This window comes from Clostridium carboxidivorans P7, from assembly GCF_001038625.1.
GTDB classification, from domain to species: Bacteria; Bacillota; Clostridia; order Clostridiales; family Clostridiaceae; genus Clostridium_AM; species Clostridium_AM carboxidivorans.
Genome location: NZ_CP011803.1, coordinates 2,405,603 through 2,426,325, shown reverse-complemented (window position 1 = coordinate 2,426,325; position 20,723 = coordinate 2,405,603). Strand labels below are relative to the sequence as shown.

The following is a 20,723-nucleotide window of genomic DNA, read 5'->3' as shown; positions in this document are numbered from 1 at the left end:
CCACTTTCACTTAATATATAGGATAGATTTTTGAAAAGGAGACAAAGATTTTTACATAATTTAAAAAGTTGAATACATAATAAAAGGTCATATACGCAAAAGTATGCTAAGGTTACTTTGAATGCTTCAAAAGGTTGTGGATGTGAAGATGGTTGTTGTGGGGGCAAGCAGGATACTTTAGAATATAATCCAATGTTGATGTTGTAAGAATAATTTTGTATTGATATTGGTATATTTCAATATTATAATATGGTTAAGTGTTTACAGGGTATATGTTTTATTTTATAATAACCTAATTTAAATGTTATAGTTAAGGAGATTAGTAAAAACTGAATAGCTAAGGAGTGGTGAAAATGAAAGAAAAAATTAACTTATATCTTTTAACAGGGTTCTTAGGATCTGGAAAGACTACTTTTTTAACTAATGTATTGAAGGATTTATCTAATGAAAAAGTGGGAGTTATAATGAATGAGTTTGGCAAAATAGGCATTGACGGTACAATCATTGAAAAGGATGGTATGGAACTTGTAGAAATAAATAGAGGCTCAATATTTTGTTCTTGTTTGAAATTATCTTTTGTTTCTGCAATGATGGAAATGGTAGATCGTTCTATAGAATATTTATTTGTTGAGAGCTCAGGACTTGCAGATCCTTCTAATATAGGGGAAATACTAGATGCAATAGAATCTGTAAAAGGTAAAGTCTATGATTATAAAGGTGCTATATGCATAGTGGATGGAGTTCATTTTTTAGAACAAATAAAAGATTTGGAAACAGTAGAGAGGCAGTTAAAACATTGTCATCTAGCTGTTATAAGTAAAATTGATTTAATTGATAATAAAACCTTAGAAGAAATAAAATCAAAGATACGAGAAATAAATAACAAGGTAACAATTCAAGAGGCACGATTTGGAAAATTTGATTATGATTTTATTAATGAAGACTTAATGAAAAATCAATGGGTAGAAAGTGAAGATACAACTAATACTGTAGAGAACAAACCTAAAACAATAAGTTTAACATTTACTGGTGAAGTTAGAAAAGAAGAACTGACAGCATTTTTAAAAGCTGTATGCTCTGATTGTTATAGAATAAAGGGATTTTTTGAGTTAGAGGATGGATGGAATCAGGTAGATGTAGTTAATAATATAATTGATTATAAAATCTCTGATACGAAAGAGACAGAATCAACATTAGTATTTATATCTAAGATTGGTCCAAATGTAATAAGAAAAGTATTTAATTCATGGAATGACATAATAGGAAAAGATATGAAGCTTAATAATTAAGTAAAATTGGACGAGTGTAACTAATCAATAGGATGAGTTACACTCATTTAATTTTAAGATATCTTTTAATTTACTAAAAGATAAGATCAATATATTTAAGTTTATATTATAATTATGCTGAGCAAAGAAAAGCAGTATTTTCGTATGATAGAAGAATTCTATATACTTAAATACTGCTTTCTTAATTATAAAATTATTAAGTGTTAAATAAAAAGCTTAAGGATTTATTATTTATAACTTATTCCATTAGGTGTTTTGTCTACTGTAACTGTTTGAATTGCTTTATTACTAGTATTATCAATAACACTAACAGTACTATCAAACATATTAGTTACATAAACAAATTTGTTATTGTCACTGGCTACTATTCCATGAGCACCTTTGCCTGCTTCTATTGTAGCTACTACTTTCTTTGTACTTAAATCAATTTTAGATACGGTATTTGAAGGAGCAGCTTCAGTACCTTGATTTGCTACAAAAGCAAACTTATTGTCAGGTTCAATGTAGACTTGTGCAGGACCTACACCTACAGGTATTTTTTCTATGCTATCTGTGGAAAGGTCAACTACAGCTAAAGCATTCTCGCCATTTAATGTTACTAATAGTGTTTTATTATCCTTTGTTACAGCAGTAGTTATTGGTGTCTTACCAACTTTGATTTTTTTAATTTCTTTAAAATTTTCAATGTCTAAAACACTTACAGTATCCTCACCCATATTAGCAACATAAGCTAATTTACTATCCATTGAAATTCTAAAACCGTGAGGAGTTTTGCCTGTAGAAATTTTATTTACCACACTGTGATTTCCAGCATCAATTACTGATACGTTGTTGTCTCCGCTATTTGTAACTAGTGCATACTTGCCATTTGGTGTAAATACTATATGGGCTGGATGCTTACCCACATTGACTTTTGTTATGAGTTTATTGGTTTCAACATCATAAAATGATGCATAACCTGACATGGTTGAGTCTTTCATCTCCATAGAGTTATCTTTTTCTGACATTTTTGGAGTTATAGTAACTCCCACGGTTTTATCATCTGGAGAAATTTGTACATTGTGAGCAGAACCATCAACTTTAATTGTATCCAATACTTTATTTGTAGATGCATTTACTCTAGAAATACTTCCACCCTCATTTGCAGTATAATAATAGGATTTTTCGGCTACTCCTACTTGATCCAGCGGTGCTTGTTCATTTTTAGATTTGCTACCACATGAAGCTAGTGCTAAAGGGAATATGAAACAGATAGCTATAAATTTTAGATTTTTAAATTTAAACATGATATTGTACTTCCTTTCATATTATAATCTTTTTGTATATATTTTGGTGTTGTTAAAATATTTAATTTAGCATATAAAAAATAAATAACTCTATATTAGTATTTAATTTTTGAGAAAACATATACATTTTTCTAATTTATTTAAAGTCTAAAGTTAGTTATGAATAGTAAAAAAGTAAACTAATATAGAGTGAAATTGAGGATAAGATATGAAATAACAAGTAAAATTTTAAAAATAGAAGGCATGACTTGTGCAGCTTGGATAAAGGAAGCTTTTTTAAAGAATCAAAATCCTAAATTATTTAGAGATTTAAGTTCAGATCCAATAATAAAGAATATTACTGTAATTACAGCAGAAATTTTAGAATTAACTTCAACAGGTAATAGTATGAAGATGAATGGTATGAATATGTAGAGTACTCAAGGCATGTAAAACATGAATAATATGTAGAATATACAAGGCATGTCTGACCTAAATGAAATGGTAAATATGAATGGTATGAATAATCAAGATAACTAAATACAAAATCAATTAAATTTAATTGAAATGCATATTCATCAAATGCAGCAACAAAGTTTTCTTCAAATACTGAGTTAAGACTACTTAAAAATAAGTTCAAATTCAACAATTAGTGAAAAAAATATTTTTAATATTTTTTCCGTTCGAAAGTTTTTTGTTTATATGCAAGTATACCATTTACAAGTAAAGATTTATGACCTAAAATATTACGAACTTTAATTATGATGTTTTCAATTTTTTCGTTATTTATATTTTTAGGAACGTAAAGTGTGATTTCATCTTTGACAAAAAAGTTGTATCTTTCCTCGTAAGATGGTTTTCCTAATCTAACAACAGGAACAAAAACATTACCTGAGCAGCATGCACCTTTATTGACCATTTCTATATAAATATCCTGAACAGCTTTTTCGCTTAAATACTCTTTAACACCACGATTAATTTCTATATTCATAATAACACACCTTTCTTTAAAAGTTTATTACATACTAGAAGATAGAAACTGGACGATAATTATATGTAAAGTTACTGATTTCCTTTATTATCTCCATGACAATTCATACTTATCCCTCTAGTGTGTTTACTTTAATTAGAAAACAATTATAATTTAATTGGATTATATATTATTTATATAAAGAAATTATGAAGAAATTAAGAGATACAAAAGGTTATATTTTAAGTGCAAAAAAGTTGGTGAAATTTTGCAATAGTATAGAAGTGGAGAGTTTTGATTTACTAAAATTGTTTTTAGTATAAAAATATATTCTTTAGAAAGAATAGTAGTGTTGATTATTTTTGTATATAAAAGGAGGAAACATTTATGCAACCAGAAAAAATGAGCAGACCAAATGAAGGAGTTAAATGTGTTGTTAATAGTTGTCACTATTATATGTCTGGTGATCACTGTGGTGCAGCACAGATAGAAGTTCAACCTAGAAATGCAAGAGATACTCAAGAAACAGATTGTGCAACATTTATACCAGAAAATCAGGCATAACTTTATTTTTACATGTGTATACCCAATAAAAATATTTAAACCATCCTGAAGTTTAGGATGGTTTAAGTGTTTTTAATTTATACTAAATCCTTGTTATCAACATCAGCATTTTTATTGTCACAACAATTACTTTTTTTATTGTTGCCAATCATCATTGGTATCATAAAAATCATCATCAATGGACATAAAAATGGTGTGATTTTTCCAATTACAAGGCTGGCACTAGGGCTAAGCCTTGATATAGCTGGCAATAATCCTACCAAAATTAGAGGTAAGCCACAGCAAATGACCATGTGAAGCATATGCTTTAATGGACTATGATTATGAGAATTTTGCTTATTTTTACTATTTCTATGACAATTCATACTTATCCCTCCAGTAAATTTCCTTTAAATTAATAAAGTAATTATATATTATTCATGTAAAGAAGTTATGAAGAAATTTTAAATATATGAGGTGTATGTTTATAGAGAGTAACTGGATATTTAAGACTTTTATTTCATCAGATAGTATCTTCATAAAATCTACACATTAGTGATATATAATATAAAAAACACAGATAAAATTAAAAATACTTATTAGGAATATATTGTAAATTTTTTAATTTTAGAAAATTTATGTTGATTTTTACAAAACATTGGTTTATAATTTATTTAAATTTGATTAAACATATTTAAAAAAATAAATGCTGTGAATAGGAAAAGTAAATTATATAGAACATACAGAGAGAAACTACATGGTTGAGATAGTTTTATGTAGAAATATAGTTGAAGTGCCCCTGTGAGCATAAAACCGAAATTTAGTAGGCTTTTACGGGTTCTCCCGTTATAGAGATATGGTATGTCAGTATCAGAATAAAGATGGGCATTTTTGCTTAATCAGAGTGGAACCGCGGAAGTTAACCTTCTGCCTCTGAAATTTTTCAGAGGCAGGAGGTTTTTTGTTATTTAAAAATAAGTATTGACAGATAAATTTTATTAAATTATACTAATATTCATATAATTTAATAATTGGAATTTATCAAGAGTGGACGAGAGATTGGCTTTATGACTCCACAGCAACCTACTTATGTAAGGTGCTAATACCAACAAAGCTTAAGCTTTGGATGATAAAGATTGGTTAATTATGTTAAATAAACCTCTTTATGCATACAAAGCATGAAGGGGTTTTAATTATTTTAGAGGAGGAACTAAACGTGGAAACTTTAGAAAGAATAAAAAAGGAAATTGAATTTTATAAAGTCAAGATAACTGACTACAAAAATGGAAATGTGGACCCTAATATTAAGGGAATAAGGTCTGCTATGGGAGTTTATGCAGAACGTGAGGTAGAAAAGTACATGACTAGGATGAAAACACCAGCAGGAATAATTACTTTGGAGCAGTTTGAAGCTGTGAGCAAAATTGCTGATAAGTATTCTCATGGCAGAATACATTTTACAACTAGACAGGATATTCAATTTCATGGAGTAGAACTAGAAGATACTGTGAAAATAATGAATGAAATTTTAGAATTTGGTATAAATACCTTGGGAGCAGGTGGAAATTCAGCAAGAAATGTAGCGTGTTCACCACTTTCAGGAGTAGATAAGGATGAGATTTTTGATGTTACTCCTTATGCTGTAAAAACTGCTGATCACTTGTTAAAAGATCCATCAACAGTTAAACTTCCAAGAAAGTATAAGGTTTCGTTTTCTAATAATAATTTAGATACAGCTTATGCCACTATAGCAGATTTAGGATTTGTTGCAAAAATAGAAAATGGTAAAAAAGGCTTTGAAGTCTATGCAGCAGGAGGACTTGGAGGAGCATCTACCACATCATTAAAAATAGATGATTTCATAGATGAAAATGATGCACTTTACTATGTACAAGCTATGAAGGAGCTTTTTGAAGCTGAAGGTGACAGAGAAAATAGAAATAAGGCTAGAATAAGATTTATCAGATATAGATTAGGTGATGATAAATTTAAAGAACTTCTTAAAGACTATGTAAATAAAGCAAGGAAAAATTTAGACTTGGATTTAAATATTAAAGCTCTAGATAGAGAATATGAAAATGAGGGAAGCAAAGCAAGTACAGATAGTTTAATTATAAAAGAACAAAAGCAAAAGGGATATTATTCAGTTTTCATACACACCAGTGACAGATATATTGAAACAAAGGATTTAAACAAAATATTGAATTATCTTAAAGCTTTAGATTATGAAACTACAATAAGACTTACCAATACTCAAGGTTTTTATGTTAGGGATATAAAAGGTAAAGATGTAGATAAGTTTTTTGAAATTGTAGATTCCTTTACAACAAAGCTTCCTGTTGAAAATACTATATCCTGTGTAGGAGCAAAGGTTTGTGGAATTGGTTTGTGTAATTCTCAAGGTTTGTCAAATGCTATATATGAAAGATTTTTAAAGGTTCCAGAAGAGATAAAGAAAGTATTACCAAAGATATTTATATCAGGATGTAACAATTCTTGTGGACAGCACCAAATTGGAAAGATAGCATTTTCAGGGAAGGCTATCAGAGGTGAAGAAGGAATGATTCCGGCATATTCACTTTATTACGGTGGCACTTTAGAAGTTTATCAAACAAAATTCGGAGAAGTAAAGGGAGAAATTCCAGCAAAGAACATTCCAGAATTTTTATATGAGTTGGCACTTTTAGCTTATGAAAATAAATATGAGGATTTTGATAAATTTATAGAAGCAAAGTGGTCAGAAGTTGAAGCTTTAATTGAGAAGTTTAGAACTACAGGAATTGATTCAAATGCATATTATGATTTTAATTCAGATGTAAAATTTTTATCTAAAAAATAATTGTTAAAAGGTAGGTCGTATATGGGAGCTAATAAATCAAATAATGTAGTATGGCACAGCATGAGCATAGGACAAGAACATAGAGAAAATTTGATAAATCAAAAGGGCTTGCTGCTTTGGTTTACAGGATTGTCTGGTTCAGGAAAATCCACCATTGCAGATGCTTTAAATAGACAGTTGTATGAAAGAAAATATCTTACTTATATGCTTGATGGAGATAATTTAAGGCATGGCTTGAATTCTGATTTAGGATTTTCAAATGAAGATAGAGTAGAAAATATTAGAAGAGTAAGGGAGCTATCAAAACTTTTTGTGGATGCGGGTATTATAACAATTACTACCTTCATATCACCTTTTAAAGAGGATAGACAAAAGGTTAGGGAGCTAGTAAAGAGCAGATTTGTAGAGATTTTCATAGATTGTGATATTGAAGTATGTGAAAAGAGAGATCCTAAAGGGTTATATAAAAAAGCAAGAGAAGGTAAAATAAAGGATTTTACAGGTATTGATTCAGCTTATGAAAAACCTGAAAATCCAGAAATAACAATATTATCCCATAAGGAGTCTATAGATGATTCTGTGGAAAAGATAATAAAATTTTTAGAGCATAACGGATATTTAGTAAAGTGAAATATCGCAAAGCAAATTTAAAGATATTAAAGAACTTTACTTAAAATTATACAGGGGGCTAGAAATGAAATTTAGAAAAATAGGAGCTTTACTTCTGGTCATTGTTACAGCAGCAGGTTTTTTAGGCTGTTCCTCAAATAAAAACAGTGATGATAATAAAGTGAGAGTTGGTTTTTTCCCTAATATAACTCATGCTCAAGCATTAATAGGTAAAAATCAAGGAAAGTTTCAAAAGCTGTTAGGAGATAAATATCCTATTGAGTGGAAACAGTTTAATGCAGGCCCAGCTGAAATTGAAGCACTTCTTGCTGGTGAGCTGGATATAGCATATGTAGGTCCTGGTCCAGCAGTAAATGGTTATGCCAGGTCTAAAGGAGAAATACAAATTATTTCAGGTGCATCAGATGCAGGAGCAGTACTGATTGCAAGGAAAGATGCAGGTATTAAGGAGGTTAAAGACCTTCAAGGTAAAAAAGTGGCCATTCCTCAGTTTGGAAATACTCAGGATTTATCCTTAAGAGCATTATTAAAAGAAAATGGACTTAAGGATAAAACAAAGGATGGAAATGTTGAAATAGTTAGGGCAGAAAATCCGGATATAAAAACCTTATTGGATCAAAATAGGATTGATGCTGCATTAGTGCCAGAACCTTGGGGAGCAAGGCTTGAAAAAGAAGTAGGAGCAAGGGTAGTACTTGATTACAATGAGGTTTGGAGACAAGGACAATATTCAACGGCAGTTATTGTTGCAAGAAGTGATTTTATAAAAAGTCATCCAGAGGTAGTTGAAAACTTTTTAAAGGCTCATGTTGATATAACGGATTATATTAATGAAAGTAAAGAAGCTTCTAAAAATGTTGTAAATGATGAAATTGGCAAGTTAACTAAAAAACCTCTTGAAAAGAGTGTTTTAAACAGTTCCTTTAAAAGAATTACTTCAACAAACAATCCAGAAAAGCAGTCCATAGAGGAAATGACGGATTTATCTGTTGGTGTTGGTTTCTTAAGAGAAAGACCGGATTTAAAGAATTTATTCAATCTAGATATATTAAATAAAGTTCTTAAGGAAAAGGGAAAACAGGAAATTAAGTGATTTTTAGAAAATGAGAAAGAGGTGATAAATTTGAGTTTAATAATTAAAGGTGTTAATAAGAAATTTATATCAAAGCATAAAGAAACTTACACTTTAGATAACATAGATCTTTCCTTTAAAAAAGGTGAATTTATATGCCTATTAGGACCTTCAGGTTGTGGAAAATCTACACTTTTAAATATAATTGCTGGTCTTGAAACTCCAAGTGAAGGCAAGATTTACTTAAATGATAAAGAAATAAACGGAGTAGGAGTTGACAGAGCTGTTATGTTTCAGGAATCTGCACTGTTTCCATGGTTAAAGGTTATTGACAATGTGGAATTTGGCATGAAGATGGCAGGTGTTCCTAAAAAGGAAAGAAGAGAAAAAGCATTATACTATCTTAAAATGGTGCATTTGGCAAAATTCAAAAATTCTTTTGTTCATGAGCTTTCAGGTGGAATGAGACAGAGAGTTGCCCTTGCAAGAGCTCTTACCTTGGATTCAGAGGTACTTTTAATGGACGAGCCTTTTGCAGCATTGGATAGTCAAACTAAAAATATACTTCAAACAGAGCTTCAAAAGGTTTGGATAGAGACAAAGAAGACCATTATATTTGTTACTCATAATGTGGAAGAAGCTGTTCTTTTAGGAGATAGAGTAATTGTAATGTCCACCAATCCAGGAAAGGTTAAAAAAGAATTTAAAATACAGCTTAGAAGGCCAAGAAATATAGAAAATGTAGATTTGGCATATGTTACTGCACAGGTAATGAAGGAACTTAAGGAGGAGGTTGAGAAGGTTGCAAAATCTGAGTACGACAGCGATTGGAGTATTGAAAAAAATAGCATTTTATATTCTTCTGATAATGATATGGGAATTGGTATATAAGATAGGTGTAGATGTACTTTCAATTTGGAAGCCCTATACATTTCCATCGCCAGTTGATGTAATTAAAAGTCTTTACTTTTTATCCATAGATAATACACTTTTAATTGCTGTGGGTGCCAGTATGGAAAGACTTATGATAGGTTATCTTTTATCAGTTATTATAGGTATTCCCCTTGGAATATTAATTGTTCGTTATAAGTATGTTGGAGAAAATATCAAATCAATAATACTAGGACTTCAAACTCTTCCAAGTATTTGCTGGCTGCCTTTTGCAATACTTTGGTATGGATTAAGTGAGAAGACAATTATATTCGTTATAGCCATGGGATCAATTTTTGCAATTTCCATAGCTACAGAAGGTGCTATTAATAATGTATATCCGCTGTACATAAAAGCAGCTAAAACAATGGGAGCTAAAGGTTTTAAACTCTATTTAAATGTGGTAATGCCAGCTTCTCTTCCTTCTATTATTGCAGGCTTGAAGCAGGGCTGGTCCTTTGCCTGGAGGGCTTTAATGGCAGGAGAAATGCTTGTGGCCACAAAAGGGCTTGGTCAAGTGCTTATGATAGGAAGAGATTTAGCAGATATCAGCCAGGTTTTAGCTGTTATGATTGTAATAATAGCCATAGGACTACTTTTAGATAATGTGGTATTTGGAAGAATAGAAGCAAGCATAAGGCAAAAGTGGGGATTGGAAGTTAAATTATAAGCCTTTAAGTTTTACTTAAAAATGAAAGGGAGATACAAGTTGGACTTTAAAATAGAAACATTAGAAGCAGATGTACTTATAATAGGAGGAGGGGCAGCAGGATGTTTTAGTGCTCTTTCTATTACTGAAAAATCTAATTTGAAAGTTATAATTGCAGAAAAAGCAAATATCAAAAGAAGCGGCTGCTTATCTGCAGGAGTAAATGCTTTAAATGCATATATAGGCAAAGGGGAAAGTGAAGAATCTTTTGTTGACTATGTAAAAAAGGATTCAGAAAATGTGATAAGGGAAGATTTAGTATACAGCATAGCAAAACGTCTTAATAAAGTTACAGAAAAAATTGAAGCTTTAGGTCTTCCTATACTGAAGGAGGAAAAGGGTAATTATATTCAAAGAGGTAAGAGAAGTATAAAGATTAATGGTGAGAATATTAAACCCATACTTGCAGATGAAGTGAATAGAAGAGATAACATTAAGGTAATAAATAGGGTTAACATAATAGATTACTTAATTAAAGATGGAGAAGTCAATGGTGCTATGGGATTTTCCAATGAAGAAAGCACTATTTATGTTATACATTCCAAGTTTGTAGTATGTTCAACTGGAGGTACTTCGGGAATATATAAACCTAATAATCCTGGATTTTCAAAACATAAAATGTGGTATAGTCCCTTTAATACAGGGGCAGGTTATGCCATGGGAATAAGAGCAGGAGCAGAAATGACCTCATTTGAAATGAGATTTATAGCACTTAGGTGTAAGGATACAATAGCTCCTACTGGAACCATTGCTCAGGGAGTAAAGGTTAAGCAGGTAAATAAATATGGTGAAACTTATGTTGAAAAGTATGGAAAGCCTACTACACCTATGAGATTGTATGCAACAGTTATGGAAAACTATAAGGGCAATGGGCCTTGTTATTTAAATACAAAGGGCATACCTGAAGAGTTAAGTGAAGATTTGTTTAAAGCTTATCTCAATATGGCGCCAGCTCAAACATTAAAGTGGATAGAAAAAAATACATCACCATCAAAAGAAAATGTAGAAATAGATGGTACAGAACCTTATATAGTAGGTGGACATACTGCTAGTGGATATTGGGTTGATGTGGATAGAAGAACTACCTTAAGGCGTCTATATGCAATAGGTGATGCGGCAGGTGGAAGTCCTAAAAAATATGTAACAGGATGTTTTGCTGAAGGAGAAATAGCTGCAGAATCAATTATTAAAAATGTTAAAGGTGTGGTAATAAAAAAATCAGATTATAAAGAGATTGGACAGAAGATTCATGAAATGACTATGTTTTTCTACAATAAAAGTACATTTTCCATAAAAGATATTGAAGAAGCTATGCAAAACATTATGGATAAATATGCTGGAGGAATTTCTAAGGCTTACAAATATAATATGAAGAGTTTGGAAACAGCCCTTGAAAAAATTCAGGAATTAAACTCATCTGTATACAAATTGAAAGCAAAGAACATGCATGAGTTGATGTTCATATATGAAATAATTGATAGACTTGATGTTTGCAGAGTATTAATTGAACACCTTAAAGCAAGAAAAGAAACAAGATGGAGATGTTATGCAGAAAATGAAGACTATCCAGAAAAGGATGATACAAACTGGCTTAAATATGTAAATTCCATTTATAAAAATGGAAAGGTGGAAATTGTTTTTAGAGATTTAGTTGGAAGGTATGATACTTATGAGCATTAAAATTGATAAAGACAAATGTATTAAGTGCGGAAAATGCATTAAAGTTTGTCCAGGAAGCTTAATATATGCAGATGAAAACAAGAAGGCTTTTATAAAATATGAGGATGAATGCTGGGGCTGTACTGCTTGCTTAAAGGAATGTGGAGTTTCTGCCATAAAATATTTTTTAGGAGAAGACATAGGTGGAAGAGGAGGCTCCATGACGGTAAACAAGGGAAAAGATTTTTGGCAGTGGAATATCACAGATGGTAATGGGAAAGTTCACTGGGTAAAAATTAATACAAAAGAATCAAACAAATATTAAGGAAGTAGGAAAGTTATGGAACTAATAAATGAATTAAATGTGTCTATAGATGCAGCTATAAGGGCAGGAGAAAAAATAATGGAGATATATAGCGGCTCTATAGAAGTTGAGTATAAAGAAAATAATACCCCTTTAACTTTAGCAGATAGAGAGGCTAATGACATAATTGTAGATAGTTTATTGAAAAATTTTCCGAAATACTCAATATTATCTGAAGAAAAAAAGGATACTAAAGATAGATTGGAAAATGATTGGTGCTGGATAGTGGACCCCTTAGATGGAACTAAGGAATTCATTAAGAAAAATGGAGAGTTTACAGTAAATATAGCCTTAAGTTATAAACATAAATCAGTTTTAGGGGTAATATATGTTCCAGTTACAAAAGAGCTTTATTATGCTGTTAAAGGTTCTGGTGCTTATTTGAAATCAGAACACTTACTTAACAAACTGCAGGTTTCAAATAAGAAGGATGACTTGATCCTAGTGGCAAGCAGATCACATACTTCTAAGCAGTTGTCTAAATTAATAGAAGAAAATAAGAACAAGTTTAAAGAGGTAAAGAATGCAGGAAGTTCTCTAAAAGGCTGTTTGATAGCTAAAGGGGAGGCAGATGTATACTATCGCTTTGGACTTACTTCGGAATGGGATACTGCAGCTATGCAGTGTATAGTTGAAGAAGCAGGAGGAATCTTTAAACAATTGGATTCTAGTGACATGCTTTATAATAGGGAAAATACTTTAAATGAGAAGGGTTTTTATATTGTTAATAATGGAAAAAACATTTTTAATATACAGGAATAATATTTTTTAAATTTTAAGTATAGAGAACTTTTTATAAAGTTGACAAATTTTTATGATAGTTTAAGCAATATTTAAACATAGAAATAAGATGTGGAGGGATTACATTGAATCATTTAGATAAATTAGAAAATAAAAGTATTCATATATTAAGAGAAGCATATAGTGAATTTAAAAACCTTGGAATGCTGTGGTCTATTGGTAAGGATAGTACAGTGCTTTTATGGCTTGCAAGAAAAGCATTTTTTGGCCATGTTCCTATTCCTTTAGTCCATGTAGATACACACTACAAAATAGCAGAGATGATTGAATATAGGGATAGATTAGCTTTAAAATGGAAGCTTGATATGATTTATGGAGAAAATAAGGAAGCACTTGAAAAGAAGGAAACATTTCCAGATGGTAATGTTACAAGACTTCAGTGCTGCAAGAGACTTAAAACAGATGCTTTAACTAACACTTTAAATGGTAAGTGGCCAAGATATAGATTAAATCATGATACAGGGAAGTATGAAGTAGACAAAAATACAGAGGCTTTTACTGGAATTATTGTAGGGGTAAGAGCTGATGAAGAAGGAAGTCGTTCTAAAGAAAGATATTTTTCACCTAGAGATAAAAATAACGATTGGGATATTGCAGAACAACCTCCAGAATTTTGGAACCAATATAAAACAGATTTTGCACCAGGAACCCATGTTAGAATTCATCCTCTTTTAGATTGGACAGAGCTTGATATATGGGAATATATACAGAGAGAAAATATTCCTATAGTATCCTTATATTTTGATCAAGGTAATGGAAAGAGATACCGTTCTCTTGGATGCTGGCCTTGCACAAATCCAGTAGAGTCAACTTCTAAAACTGTAGAAGAAATAGTTGAAGAGCTTAAAACCGGTAAGTTTGCAAATATTGCTGAAAGAGCAGGAAGAGCTCAAGATAAAGAAGATGGCGGTGGTCTTGAAGAGCTTAGAAAAAATGGTTATATGTAAAGTGGTTAAAGAAATGGAGGAAGTTAAATGAATTTCAATAGAGAAGATATGAATATTGTAATAGTTGGACACGTAGATCATGGTAAAAGTACAATAATAGGTAGATTATTAGCAGATACAAATTCCTTACCAGAAGGTAAATTGGAGCAGGTTAAAGAAAGATGCAGAAGAAATTCAAAGCCTTTTGAATATGCATTTTTACTTGATGCACTAAAGGATGAACAAGAACAGGGAATTACCATAGATGCAGCTAGATGTTTCTTTAAAACTGAGAAAAGAGACTACATTATAATAGATGCACCAGGCCACATAGAATTTTTAAAGAATATGGTAACTGGAGCTTCAAGAGCTGAAGTTGCACTGCTTGTTATAGATGCAGAAGAAGGAATAAAAGAAAATTCCAAAAGACATGGATATTTGTTATCAATGCTTGGAATAAAAAATGTAGTAGTGCTTATTAATAAAATGGATTTAGTGAATTATGATGAAAAAGTTTTTGAAAATATTACAAAGGAATATACAGAGTTTTTAAATAAGATAGATGTAGAACCAAAATGCTTTATACCTGTAAGTGGATTCTTTGGAGAAAATATAGTTGACCCATCAAATAAAATGTCTTGGTATAAAGGACAATCTGTATTAGAGGTGCTGGATAGCTTTGAAAAGGAGAAACTTCCAGATGATAAGCCTTTTAGAATGCCGGTGCAAGCAGTTTACAAGTTTACAAGAGATGGAGATAACAGAAGAATTGTGGCTGGAACCATTGAAACTGGTAGAGTAAAAGTAGGGGATGAGGTAATATTCTACCCTTCAGGGAAGAAAAGTACAGTTAAATCCATAGAAGTATTTAATGGAGAAGCTAGAGAAAGTATAGGCTCAGGCTATGCAGCAGGTTTTACTCTTAATGAACAAATATATATTAAAAGAGGAGAAATGGCTGCAATTTCAGGTGATATTAAACCTAAAGTTACAAACAGAATAAAGGTTAATTTATTTTGGCTTGGCAGGAGTCCAATGGTAAAGGAAAAAGAGTATATACTAAAGGTTGGAACTTCCAAGGTTGAAGTTAAAATTGAAGAAATTACAAAGGTAATTGATGCCTCTAATTTGAATAATGAAGTTAAACAGCAGATAGATAGACATGAAGTGGCAGAGTGTATCTTGAAAACAGATAAGCCTATTGCTTTTGATTTATCCCATGAAATAGCTCAAACCAGTAGATTTGTAATAGTTGATAAATATGAAATAGCTGGAGGAGGTATTATATTAAAGGAACTTGAAGATGAGGAAAATAAGGCTCACAAGGAAAATTATAAATGGGAAAAAAGCTATATAACATTAGAAGAAAGAGCAGAAAAGTTTGGTCAAAAACCTGCTTTAATATGCATAACAGGTAAGGAGAATACAAGAAAGAAGGCCATTGCAAGGGCACTTGAAAGAAAATTATTTTCAGATGGAAGAAGGGTGTACTTTTTAGGTATAAATAATACACTTTATGCTGAAGATCATAATAAAAAAGAGCATATAAAAAGACTTTCAGAAGTATCAAATATTATGATGGATTCAGGAAGTATACTAATAGCAACAGCATCAGAGTTAAATAGGGATGATATAGAAACAATGGAGGCTGCTGTAAATTCTAAAGAAGTCATAAAGGTATGGGTAGGAGAAAATGAAATATCTGAAATAGATGAGGATTTATTTGTATCTAAAGAGGATACTGTGGAATTAGCAGTAGATAAAATAAAATCATTGTTACAGAAAAAGAATATTATATTCAAGCCTTTTTAACATATAAGCAAAGGGTCGGTGTAATAGGTTAAATTAAGAGGGGATTTCTAAAGCATTGGTGTAAGAAATCCTCTTTTGTTATGCAGTATTTTTTTTAGCACATATGTAATTGAATAAATAGATTTACAAGTATGAAGAGTGGCTAAAGTTTAACTAGAATTACCATTTGAATATCCGAAAAAAAATAAGAGCTGATTATCAAATTATTTCATTGAAAAAGTATGTTTTATGATGTATATTTGTAAGTGAGCGTTTTTTTTAGTTTTAAAGGTAAAAATGTAATGTATTGTAATAAAAAGTTAAAACTAAAAAACATGACGGTGGAGAAATTTATGTTTGTGTAAATATTAATTATATTAATATATTAATTATATTCATTCTTTTAAAGACTGAACGAAAGAGAACATAAGGAGAGAAACTAAATGCATAAGAAATTTTTAGATGTTTTATTTGGAGAACCTTTAGCTAATGAGCAAGGAAAACATGAAAAGTATAATATTCCTTTTGGATTAGCAATTATGGCCAGTGATGCTATATCATCTGTTGCCTATGGTGCACAGGAAATTCTTTTCGTATTAATAGTTTTAGGTGCATCTGCATATCAATGGTTAACATGGACTTCCTTTATGATTATAGGATTGCTCATAATACTTACCATTGCATATATTCAAATTATAAGAGCTTATCCTCAAGGTGGAGGAGCTTATAAGGTAGCAAAAGAAAATATAGGAGACAAGGCTGGCTTATCTGCAGGCGCAGGACTTATAATCAGTTATATACTTACTGTTGCAGTTAGTGCTAGTGCTGGGGCAGATGCTATTATTTCAGCATTTGTAGGCTTAGCAGAATATAAAGTTATCTTTGTTGTGGCTATAATTGTAGTTTTGACTATTTTAAATTTAAGAGGAATAAGTGAATCTTCAAAAATTTTTGCTATACCTACTTATATTTTTATATTTAGTATGATTTTTATGATTGTCTATGGTTTATTTAAGTATTTTGTACTAAATATACATCCACAACCTATGTTTGCTGTTCCTGCAGGGACCACAGAAAATTTATCAATATTTCTTATTTTGAGAGCTTTTTCTTCAGGTTGTTCTGCACTAACAGGAGTAGAAGCAGTAAGTAACTCTGTTCCAAATTTTCAGGAACCTAGCCAAAAAAGTGCCAAGACTGTTATGTTATTACTAGCAGCTTTAATATTTTTCATATTTGGTGGTACTTCAGTACTTGCTATATTTTACACAGCTGTACCAATTGCCAATGGTCCTACAGTTGTTTCACAAATAGCTTTTGGCGTTTTCCATAATGGAATAATGTATTATGTAATACAATTTAGTACTGCTGTAATTTTACTTATGGCATGTAACACAGCATATACAGGTTTTCCAATGCTTATGTATATAGTTGGAAAAGACGGTTTTGCTCCAAGACAATTTACTATTAGGGGTAAAAGACTTAGTTTTTCCGTTGGAATTTGTGCTTTGTCATTTGTAGCTTGTGTTTTAGTTACTATATTTAAAGCAGATACCCATAGACTGATTCCATTATATGCAATTGGCGTATTTATATCCTTTACTTTAGGCCAATTTGGTATGGTAAATCACTGGAGAAAAGAAAGAGGTAAAGGTTGGATAAAACGTGCTATTATCAATGGATGTGGTGCTGCTGTTACATTACTTACAACTATAATAATTTTAGTTGAAAAATTTAGTGAAGGTGCATTTATAGTTGCCATTCTAATTCCAATGATAATTTTAGTTCAGATGAGAATTAAACATCATTATAATACGGTTGCTAATGGTTTAAGTATAAGTCAGTTAAATTTAAAGAAGTTAAATTTAAGAATAAAATATACTCATACTGTAATAGTTCCAATTGCCAGTTTTAACAAGGCTGTAATTGGTGCACTTAAGTATGCACAAAGTATAAGTGATAATGTTATTGCTCTTAATATTTCCACAGATATGGAAGCAATGGAAAAATTAAAACAAAGATGGAGTGAGCTGGATACAGATATTACTCTTATTTCTAAATATTCACCTTATAGAGCTGTAATTACTCCTCTTTTACAAAATATAGTGTCAATTGCAGATAAAGCAGGTGAAAATGAAAAAGTGACAGTAATTGTACCGCAGTTTATTACTCACGGACACTTTGGTAAGGTTTTACATAACCATACAAGCTTCTTTATCAGAGAAACTTTACTTAAAAACAATAATATAATTGTGTCTACATTCCCTTATCATTTGTCAGATGAGGAAATTGCTGAGGCAAATAAAAAAAATAAAAAAATAAAAAAATAATATAAAAATGGAGCTGTGGCATTAAGAAATTTACATACAATATGTTGTGTGATTTACTCTTAGTGCGGCAGCTCCATTATTTTAATAGCTTAATCTCCAGCAGCTTGAGCATCTGCTTTAGTTTTATGAAGTGTACCATGTGGATGTTGAGGTGGTGCATAAATAGAATATAATTTAATAGGTCCCTTTCCTGTATTGATTAAATTATGCCATGTACCAGCAGGCACAAATATTGCAAAACCATCATGAACTTTCATCTGAAAATCCAAGTGTTTTTTACTGTTACCCATTTTTACAATTCCTTGACCTTCTTCAATACGTAAGAATTGATCAACATCAGGATGAATTTCCAATCCTATGTCATCTCCTGGATCTATACTCATTAAAGTTAGTTGATAATGTTTTCCTGTCCATAGAGTAGAACGAAAATAGTTATTTTCCTTAGTAGCTTCCTCAATATTAATTGCAAATGGTTCTGGGCCATAATCCTTTGACTGAGCTGGAGATTCATCCTTTGAAGGTTTCAAAGAATTGGGTTTTAAATTACTGTTTATAGGCGAATTTGGGTAATTAGGTTTTAAATTGCTATTCATATTATTAGTAAAAGGAACATATCTGCTGTCAGCATCTTGATTTGAAAAGCCTTGAGCATACATAGGCATATTCATCATACAAGGGCATGGATACATTCTATAAGCATTAAGCATATATCTTTGTTGGTTAAGAAAATAAGAAGATGGATATGTTTTGTAAGGATTATACATATAATTCATTCCTTTCATAGACTTATAAAATTATTATATGTTTTATGATAGTAAAGTGTGATTAAACTGCTTAATGCTTATAAAAAATTAACCTTTTATACAAATAGTAATTCAAATTTACTTATTAATTGTAATTGCAGAACTATTTACATTTTTATCTAAAGCAAAGGGTTGTTTAGCATTAGATATATTTGTATTTGTAAGCTTGATATTATTTGTTTGAGAACCCTCCAAAGAAATAAATGTGCTTGTGCCAGTTGGGCATAATACATTGTTAAAATTGTATCCGCTGCTGTTTTTTAATGTAAAAATTGAACCTTGAGATGGAGTAATTTTAACATTGTCCAAGTTTACATTAGAGGTATTTTCTGCTGAAAAACCATTTGTAGATTTAATAGTTATATTTTTTAAATCTAAGTTTTTAACAGGTACTGCATCCAGTCCTTTAATATTAGCAGCTTCTTGTGCTCCATCACAAAAAACATTGCTTATATGGATATTTTGAAAATTAGGTACTTTATTGCTTGTATTATTAGTGTTTTTAGCTTCATAATTTGTGTCAAAAACAATGGCATCATTGACTATATTTTTCATGTTAATTCCGTCAATATATATATCTTCAACCTTTCCGCCATTTCCAATATCACTCTTAAATCTTAAACCAGAGTCAGTTCCGATATAATTACAATTGTGTACATATATATTTTTCATACCACCATCTGTATTGCTTCCAACCACAAAACCACCGTGTGCATGGTTGACTATACAATTTTCAATTACTACATTTTCTAAAGTTGGTTCATCATTATTAGATTTACTTGAGCTTCCAGATTTCATACAAATACCATCATCACCTGTATTTACTGTATCATTATATATAAGCACGTTTTTACAAGCACTAATATCTATTCCATCTGTATTTTGTGCCCAATATTCATTGAAAATTTTGGTATTACGAACTATCAAATTTTCAGAAGAATTTATATCAATGTTAAATTGGGGTGAATTTTCAAAACTAGGCCCATCTAATAGTACAGATTTACAGTTGGACAAATTTAATAGGTTTGGACGTTTTACATTAACTACTTGTTTATTTGGCCATACTGTTGTTCCAGCACTATCTAGGACACCACCAGCTGAAACAAAAGATTTCCAAATACTATCAGTAACCTTTTCTTTTTTTACAGGTCTCCAGAAGGCTCCATTTCCATTTAAAACTCCATCTCCTGTTATTGCTATATTACTTAAGTTGGAGCCTGAAATTAAATTTTTATATGAATTAGAGGAGGAGTTTTTTTCATCTGTTTTCTTATAGTCCTCAGGATTGCTGCTGAAAATTACTAAAGCACCGGAATCAAGATATAAATTAACATTGCTTTTTAATTCAATAGGACCTGTAAGCCAGGTACCAGCAGGTACAACTACTCTTCCTCCGCCAACTTTATTACATTCTGTAATTGCTTTTTTGAAAGCATCGGTGTTCTTGGTTATGCTGCCTGATTCTGCACCATAATCTGTAATATTAAAGTCTTTATTTTGAAAAGTAGGTAAACTAAGCTTGGGCATATTAAAAGGTAAATTGGTAGTATAAGCTTCTAATTGTGTATTTTCGTCTGCTGCTTTAACATTGTTTGAATTTTTGAAATTACAGCCTGAAACTATTGAAAGGCTCAGTATGGTTGATAATGCTAAAGCTGATAATCTGTTTGATTTCATATTTTTCATCCTTCCTAAGTTGAATTGTAACAATTATATACTAAATTAATTAAACAGCAATTAAAAAAAATTAAAATTTATTAATTTTATGGATATGCTGCAATAATGTTAGTTTTTTAAATTAA

At 30.8% G+C, this 20,723-nt stretch carries 19 protein-coding genes, 1 riboswitch and 1 other annotated feature; of the genes, 14 read left to right on the top strand and 5 right to left on the bottom strand.

Going from position 1 to position 20,723, the window contains the following annotated elements:
• Positions 1 to 353 precede the first annotated feature (353 nt).
• Positions 354 to 1,289, top strand: a complete 936-nt coding sequence (locus tag Ccar_RS10480; protein WP_007059393.1) for a CobW family GTP-binding protein — start codon at positions 354 to 356, stop codon at positions 1,287 to 1,289.
• Between the two features lie 227 nt (positions 1,290 to 1,516).
• On the opposite strand, the gene Ccar_RS10475 is transcribed toward Ccar_RS10480, so the two are convergent.
• Positions 1,517 to 2,575: a YncE family protein gene (locus Ccar_RS10475; protein WP_007059394.1), complete on the bottom strand. Its 1,059-nt coding sequence runs from the start codon at positions 2,573 to 2,575 to the stop codon at positions 1,517 to 1,519.
• A gap of 195 nt (positions 2,576 to 2,770) precedes the next feature.
• Here Ccar_RS10475 and Ccar_RS10470 point away from each other — a divergent pair, with 195 nt between their 5' ends.
• Positions 2,771 to 2,989 carry a hypothetical protein gene (locus Ccar_RS10470; RefSeq protein ID WP_007059395.1) on the top strand — a complete coding sequence of 73 codons (219 nt, stop codon included), beginning with the start codon at positions 2,771 to 2,773 and terminating at the stop codon, positions 2,987 to 2,989.
• A gap of 232 nt (positions 2,990 to 3,221) precedes the next feature.
• Here the strand turns inward: Ccar_RS10470 and Ccar_RS10465 are convergent, their stop codons facing one another.
• Positions 3,222 to 3,545, bottom strand: coding sequence for a CC/Se motif family (seleno)protein (locus tag Ccar_RS10465; protein WP_007064743.1), 324 nt, complete (start codon positions 3,543 to 3,545; stop codon positions 3,222 to 3,224).
• A gap of 366 nt (positions 3,546 to 3,911) precedes the next feature.
• Between Ccar_RS10465 and Ccar_RS26330 the strand changes: the two genes are divergently transcribed.
• On the top strand, positions 3,912 to 4,088 hold the full coding sequence (locus Ccar_RS26330) for a DUF1540 domain-containing protein (RefSeq protein WP_007059397.1): 177 nt from the start codon (positions 3,912 to 3,914) through the stop codon (positions 4,086 to 4,088).
• A gap of 77 nt (positions 4,089 to 4,165) precedes the next feature.
• Here Ccar_RS26330 and Ccar_RS10460 read toward each other — a convergent pair whose 3' ends face one another.
• Entirely contained in the window at positions 4,166 to 4,453 is a 288-nt protein-coding gene (locus Ccar_RS10460) for a hypothetical protein (RefSeq protein WP_007059398.1), read from the bottom strand.
• A 316-nt stretch (positions 4,454 to 4,769) separates the two neighbouring features.
• Positions 4,770 to 5,005 (top strand) — a binding site (T-box leader).
• A gap of 97 nt (positions 5,006 to 5,102) precedes the next feature.
• Positions 5,103 to 5,203, top strand: a riboswitch (SAM riboswitch).
• An 80-nt stretch (positions 5,204 to 5,283) separates the two neighbouring features.
• Between Ccar_RS10460 and Ccar_RS10455 the strand changes: the two genes are divergently transcribed.
• From Ccar_RS10455 to Ccar_RS10405, 11 genes are all read left to right on the top strand, one after another.
• Positions 5,284 to 6,906 (top strand): nitrite/sulfite reductase, encoded by a 1,623-nt coding sequence (locus tag Ccar_RS10455; protein WP_007059399.1) that lies wholly within the window; start codon positions 5,284 to 5,286, stop codon positions 6,904 to 6,906.
• A gap of 21 nt (positions 6,907 to 6,927) precedes the next feature.
• Positions 6,928 to 7,536, top strand: coding sequence for an adenylyl-sulfate kinase (cysC, locus tag Ccar_RS10450; protein WP_007059400.1), 609 nt, complete (start codon positions 6,928 to 6,930; stop codon positions 7,534 to 7,536).
• A gap of 64 nt (positions 7,537 to 7,600) precedes the next feature.
• Entirely contained in the window at positions 7,601 to 8,629 is a 1,029-nt protein-coding gene (locus Ccar_RS10445) for an aliphatic sulfonate ABC transporter substrate-binding protein (RefSeq protein ID WP_048030054.1), read from the top strand.
• A gap of 30 nt (positions 8,630 to 8,659) precedes the next feature.
• Complete coding sequence (locus Ccar_RS10440) at positions 8,660 to 9,499, top strand: ABC transporter ATP-binding protein (protein WP_007059403.1); 840 nt, start codon at positions 8,660 to 8,662, stop codon at positions 9,497 to 9,499.
• The gene (locus tag Ccar_RS10435; RefSeq protein WP_007059404.1) at positions 9,477 to 10,208 is read left to right on the top strand and encodes an ABC transporter permease; all 732 of its coding nucleotides are present in this window, start codon (positions 9,477 to 9,479) and stop codon (positions 10,206 to 10,208) included. The genes Ccar_RS10440 and Ccar_RS10435 overlap by 23 nt, the downstream gene beginning before the upstream one ends.
• A 39-nt stretch (positions 10,209 to 10,247) precedes the next feature.
• On the top strand, positions 10,248 to 11,927 hold the full coding sequence (locus tag Ccar_RS10430; protein ID WP_007059405.1) for an adenylyl-sulfate reductase subunit alpha: 1,680 nt from the start codon (positions 10,248 to 10,250) through the stop codon (positions 11,925 to 11,927).
• Positions 11,917 to 12,231, top strand: a complete 315-nt coding sequence (locus tag Ccar_RS10425; RefSeq protein ID WP_007064738.1) for a 4Fe-4S dicluster domain-containing protein — start codon at positions 11,917 to 11,919, stop codon at positions 12,229 to 12,231. The genes Ccar_RS10430 and Ccar_RS10425 overlap by 11 nt, the downstream gene beginning before the upstream one ends.
• Positions 12,232 to 12,246: 15 nt before the next feature.
• Positions 12,247 to 13,032: a 3'(2'),5'-bisphosphate nucleotidase CysQ gene (gene cysQ / locus Ccar_RS10420; protein WP_007059407.1), complete on the top strand. Its 786-nt coding sequence runs from the start codon at positions 12,247 to 12,249 to the stop codon at positions 13,030 to 13,032.
• A 104-nt stretch (positions 13,033 to 13,136) separates the two neighbouring features.
• The gene (gene cysD, locus Ccar_RS10415) at positions 13,137 to 14,018 is read left to right on the top strand and encodes a sulfate adenylyltransferase subunit CysD (protein ID WP_007059408.1); all 882 of its coding nucleotides are present in this window, start codon (positions 13,137 to 13,139) and stop codon (positions 14,016 to 14,018) included.
• 27 nt (positions 14,019 to 14,045) lie between these two features.
• On the top strand, positions 14,046 to 15,809 hold the full coding sequence (locus Ccar_RS10410) for a GTP-binding protein (protein WP_007059409.1): 1,764 nt from the start codon (positions 14,046 to 14,048) through the stop codon (positions 15,807 to 15,809).
• Between the two features lie 422 nt (positions 15,810 to 16,231).
• Positions 16,232 to 18,118, top strand: a complete 1,887-nt coding sequence (locus Ccar_RS10405) for an APC family permease (protein ID WP_007059410.1) — start codon at positions 16,232 to 16,234, stop codon at positions 18,116 to 18,118.
• 89 nt (positions 18,119 to 18,207) lie between these two features.
• Here Ccar_RS10405 and Ccar_RS10400 read toward each other — a convergent pair whose 3' ends face one another.
• Together Ccar_RS10400 and Ccar_RS10395 are read right to left on the bottom strand one after the other, a co-directional pair.
• Positions 18,208 to 18,882, bottom strand: a complete 675-nt coding sequence (locus Ccar_RS10400) for a cupin domain-containing protein (protein ID WP_007059411.1) — start codon at positions 18,880 to 18,882, stop codon at positions 18,208 to 18,210.
• Positions 18,883 to 18,999: 117 nt separating this feature from the next.
• Positions 19,000 to 20,598 carry a glycoside hydrolase family 28 protein gene (locus tag Ccar_RS10395; RefSeq protein ID WP_007059412.1) on the bottom strand — a complete coding sequence of 533 codons (1,599 nt, stop codon included), beginning with the start codon at positions 20,596 to 20,598 and terminating at the stop codon, positions 19,000 to 19,002.
• Positions 20,599 to 20,723 lie beyond the last annotated feature (125 nt).

Excerpts from the sequence above, each read along its gene's own strand:
- Ccar_RS10480 (WP_007059393.1), top strand. The coding sequence starts at position 354 with ATGAAAGAAAAAATTAACTTATATCTTTTAACAGGGTTCTTAGGATCT.
- Ccar_RS10475 (WP_007059394.1), bottom strand. The coding sequence starts at position 2,575 with ATGTTTAAATTTAAAAATCTAAAATTTATAGCTATCTGTTTCATATTC.
- Ccar_RS10465 (WP_007064743.1), bottom strand. The coding sequence starts at position 3,545 with ATGAATATAGAAATTAATCGTGGTGTTAAAGAGTATTTAAGCGAAAAA.
- Ccar_RS26330 (WP_007059397.1), top strand. The coding sequence starts at position 3,912 with ATGCAACCAGAAAAAATGAGCAGACCAAATGAAGGAGTTAAATGTGTT.
- Ccar_RS10460 (WP_007059398.1), bottom strand. The coding sequence starts at position 4,453 with ATGAATTGTCATAGAAATAGTAAAAATAAGCAAAATTCTCATAATCAT.
- cysC (WP_007059400.1), top strand. The coding sequence starts at position 6,928 with ATGGGAGCTAATAAATCAAATAATGTAGTATGGCACAGCATGAGCATA.
- Ccar_RS10445 (WP_048030054.1), top strand. The coding sequence starts at position 7,601 with ATGAAATTTAGAAAAATAGGAGCTTTACTTCTGGTCATTGTTACAGCA.
- Ccar_RS10435 (WP_007059404.1), top strand. The coding sequence starts at position 9,477 with ATGATATGGGAATTGGTATATAAGATAGGTGTAGATGTACTTTCAATT.
- Ccar_RS10425 (WP_007064738.1), top strand. The coding sequence starts at position 11,917 with ATGAGCATTAAAATTGATAAAGACAAATGTATTAAGTGCGGAAAATGC.
- cysQ (WP_007059407.1), top strand. The coding sequence starts at position 12,247 with ATGGAACTAATAAATGAATTAAATGTGTCTATAGATGCAGCTATAAGG.
- Ccar_RS10410 (WP_007059409.1), top strand. The coding sequence starts at position 14,046 with ATGAATTTCAATAGAGAAGATATGAATATTGTAATAGTTGGACACGTA.
- Ccar_RS10405 (WP_007059410.1), top strand. The coding sequence starts at position 16,232 with ATGCATAAGAAATTTTTAGATGTTTTATTTGGAGAACCTTTAGCTAAT.
- Ccar_RS10400 (WP_007059411.1), bottom strand. The coding sequence starts at position 18,882 with ATGTATAATCCTTACAAAACATATCCATCTTCTTATTTTCTTAACCAA.
- Ccar_RS10395 (WP_007059412.1), bottom strand. The coding sequence starts at position 20,598 with ATGAAATCAAACAGATTATCAGCTTTAGCATTATCAACCATACTGAGC.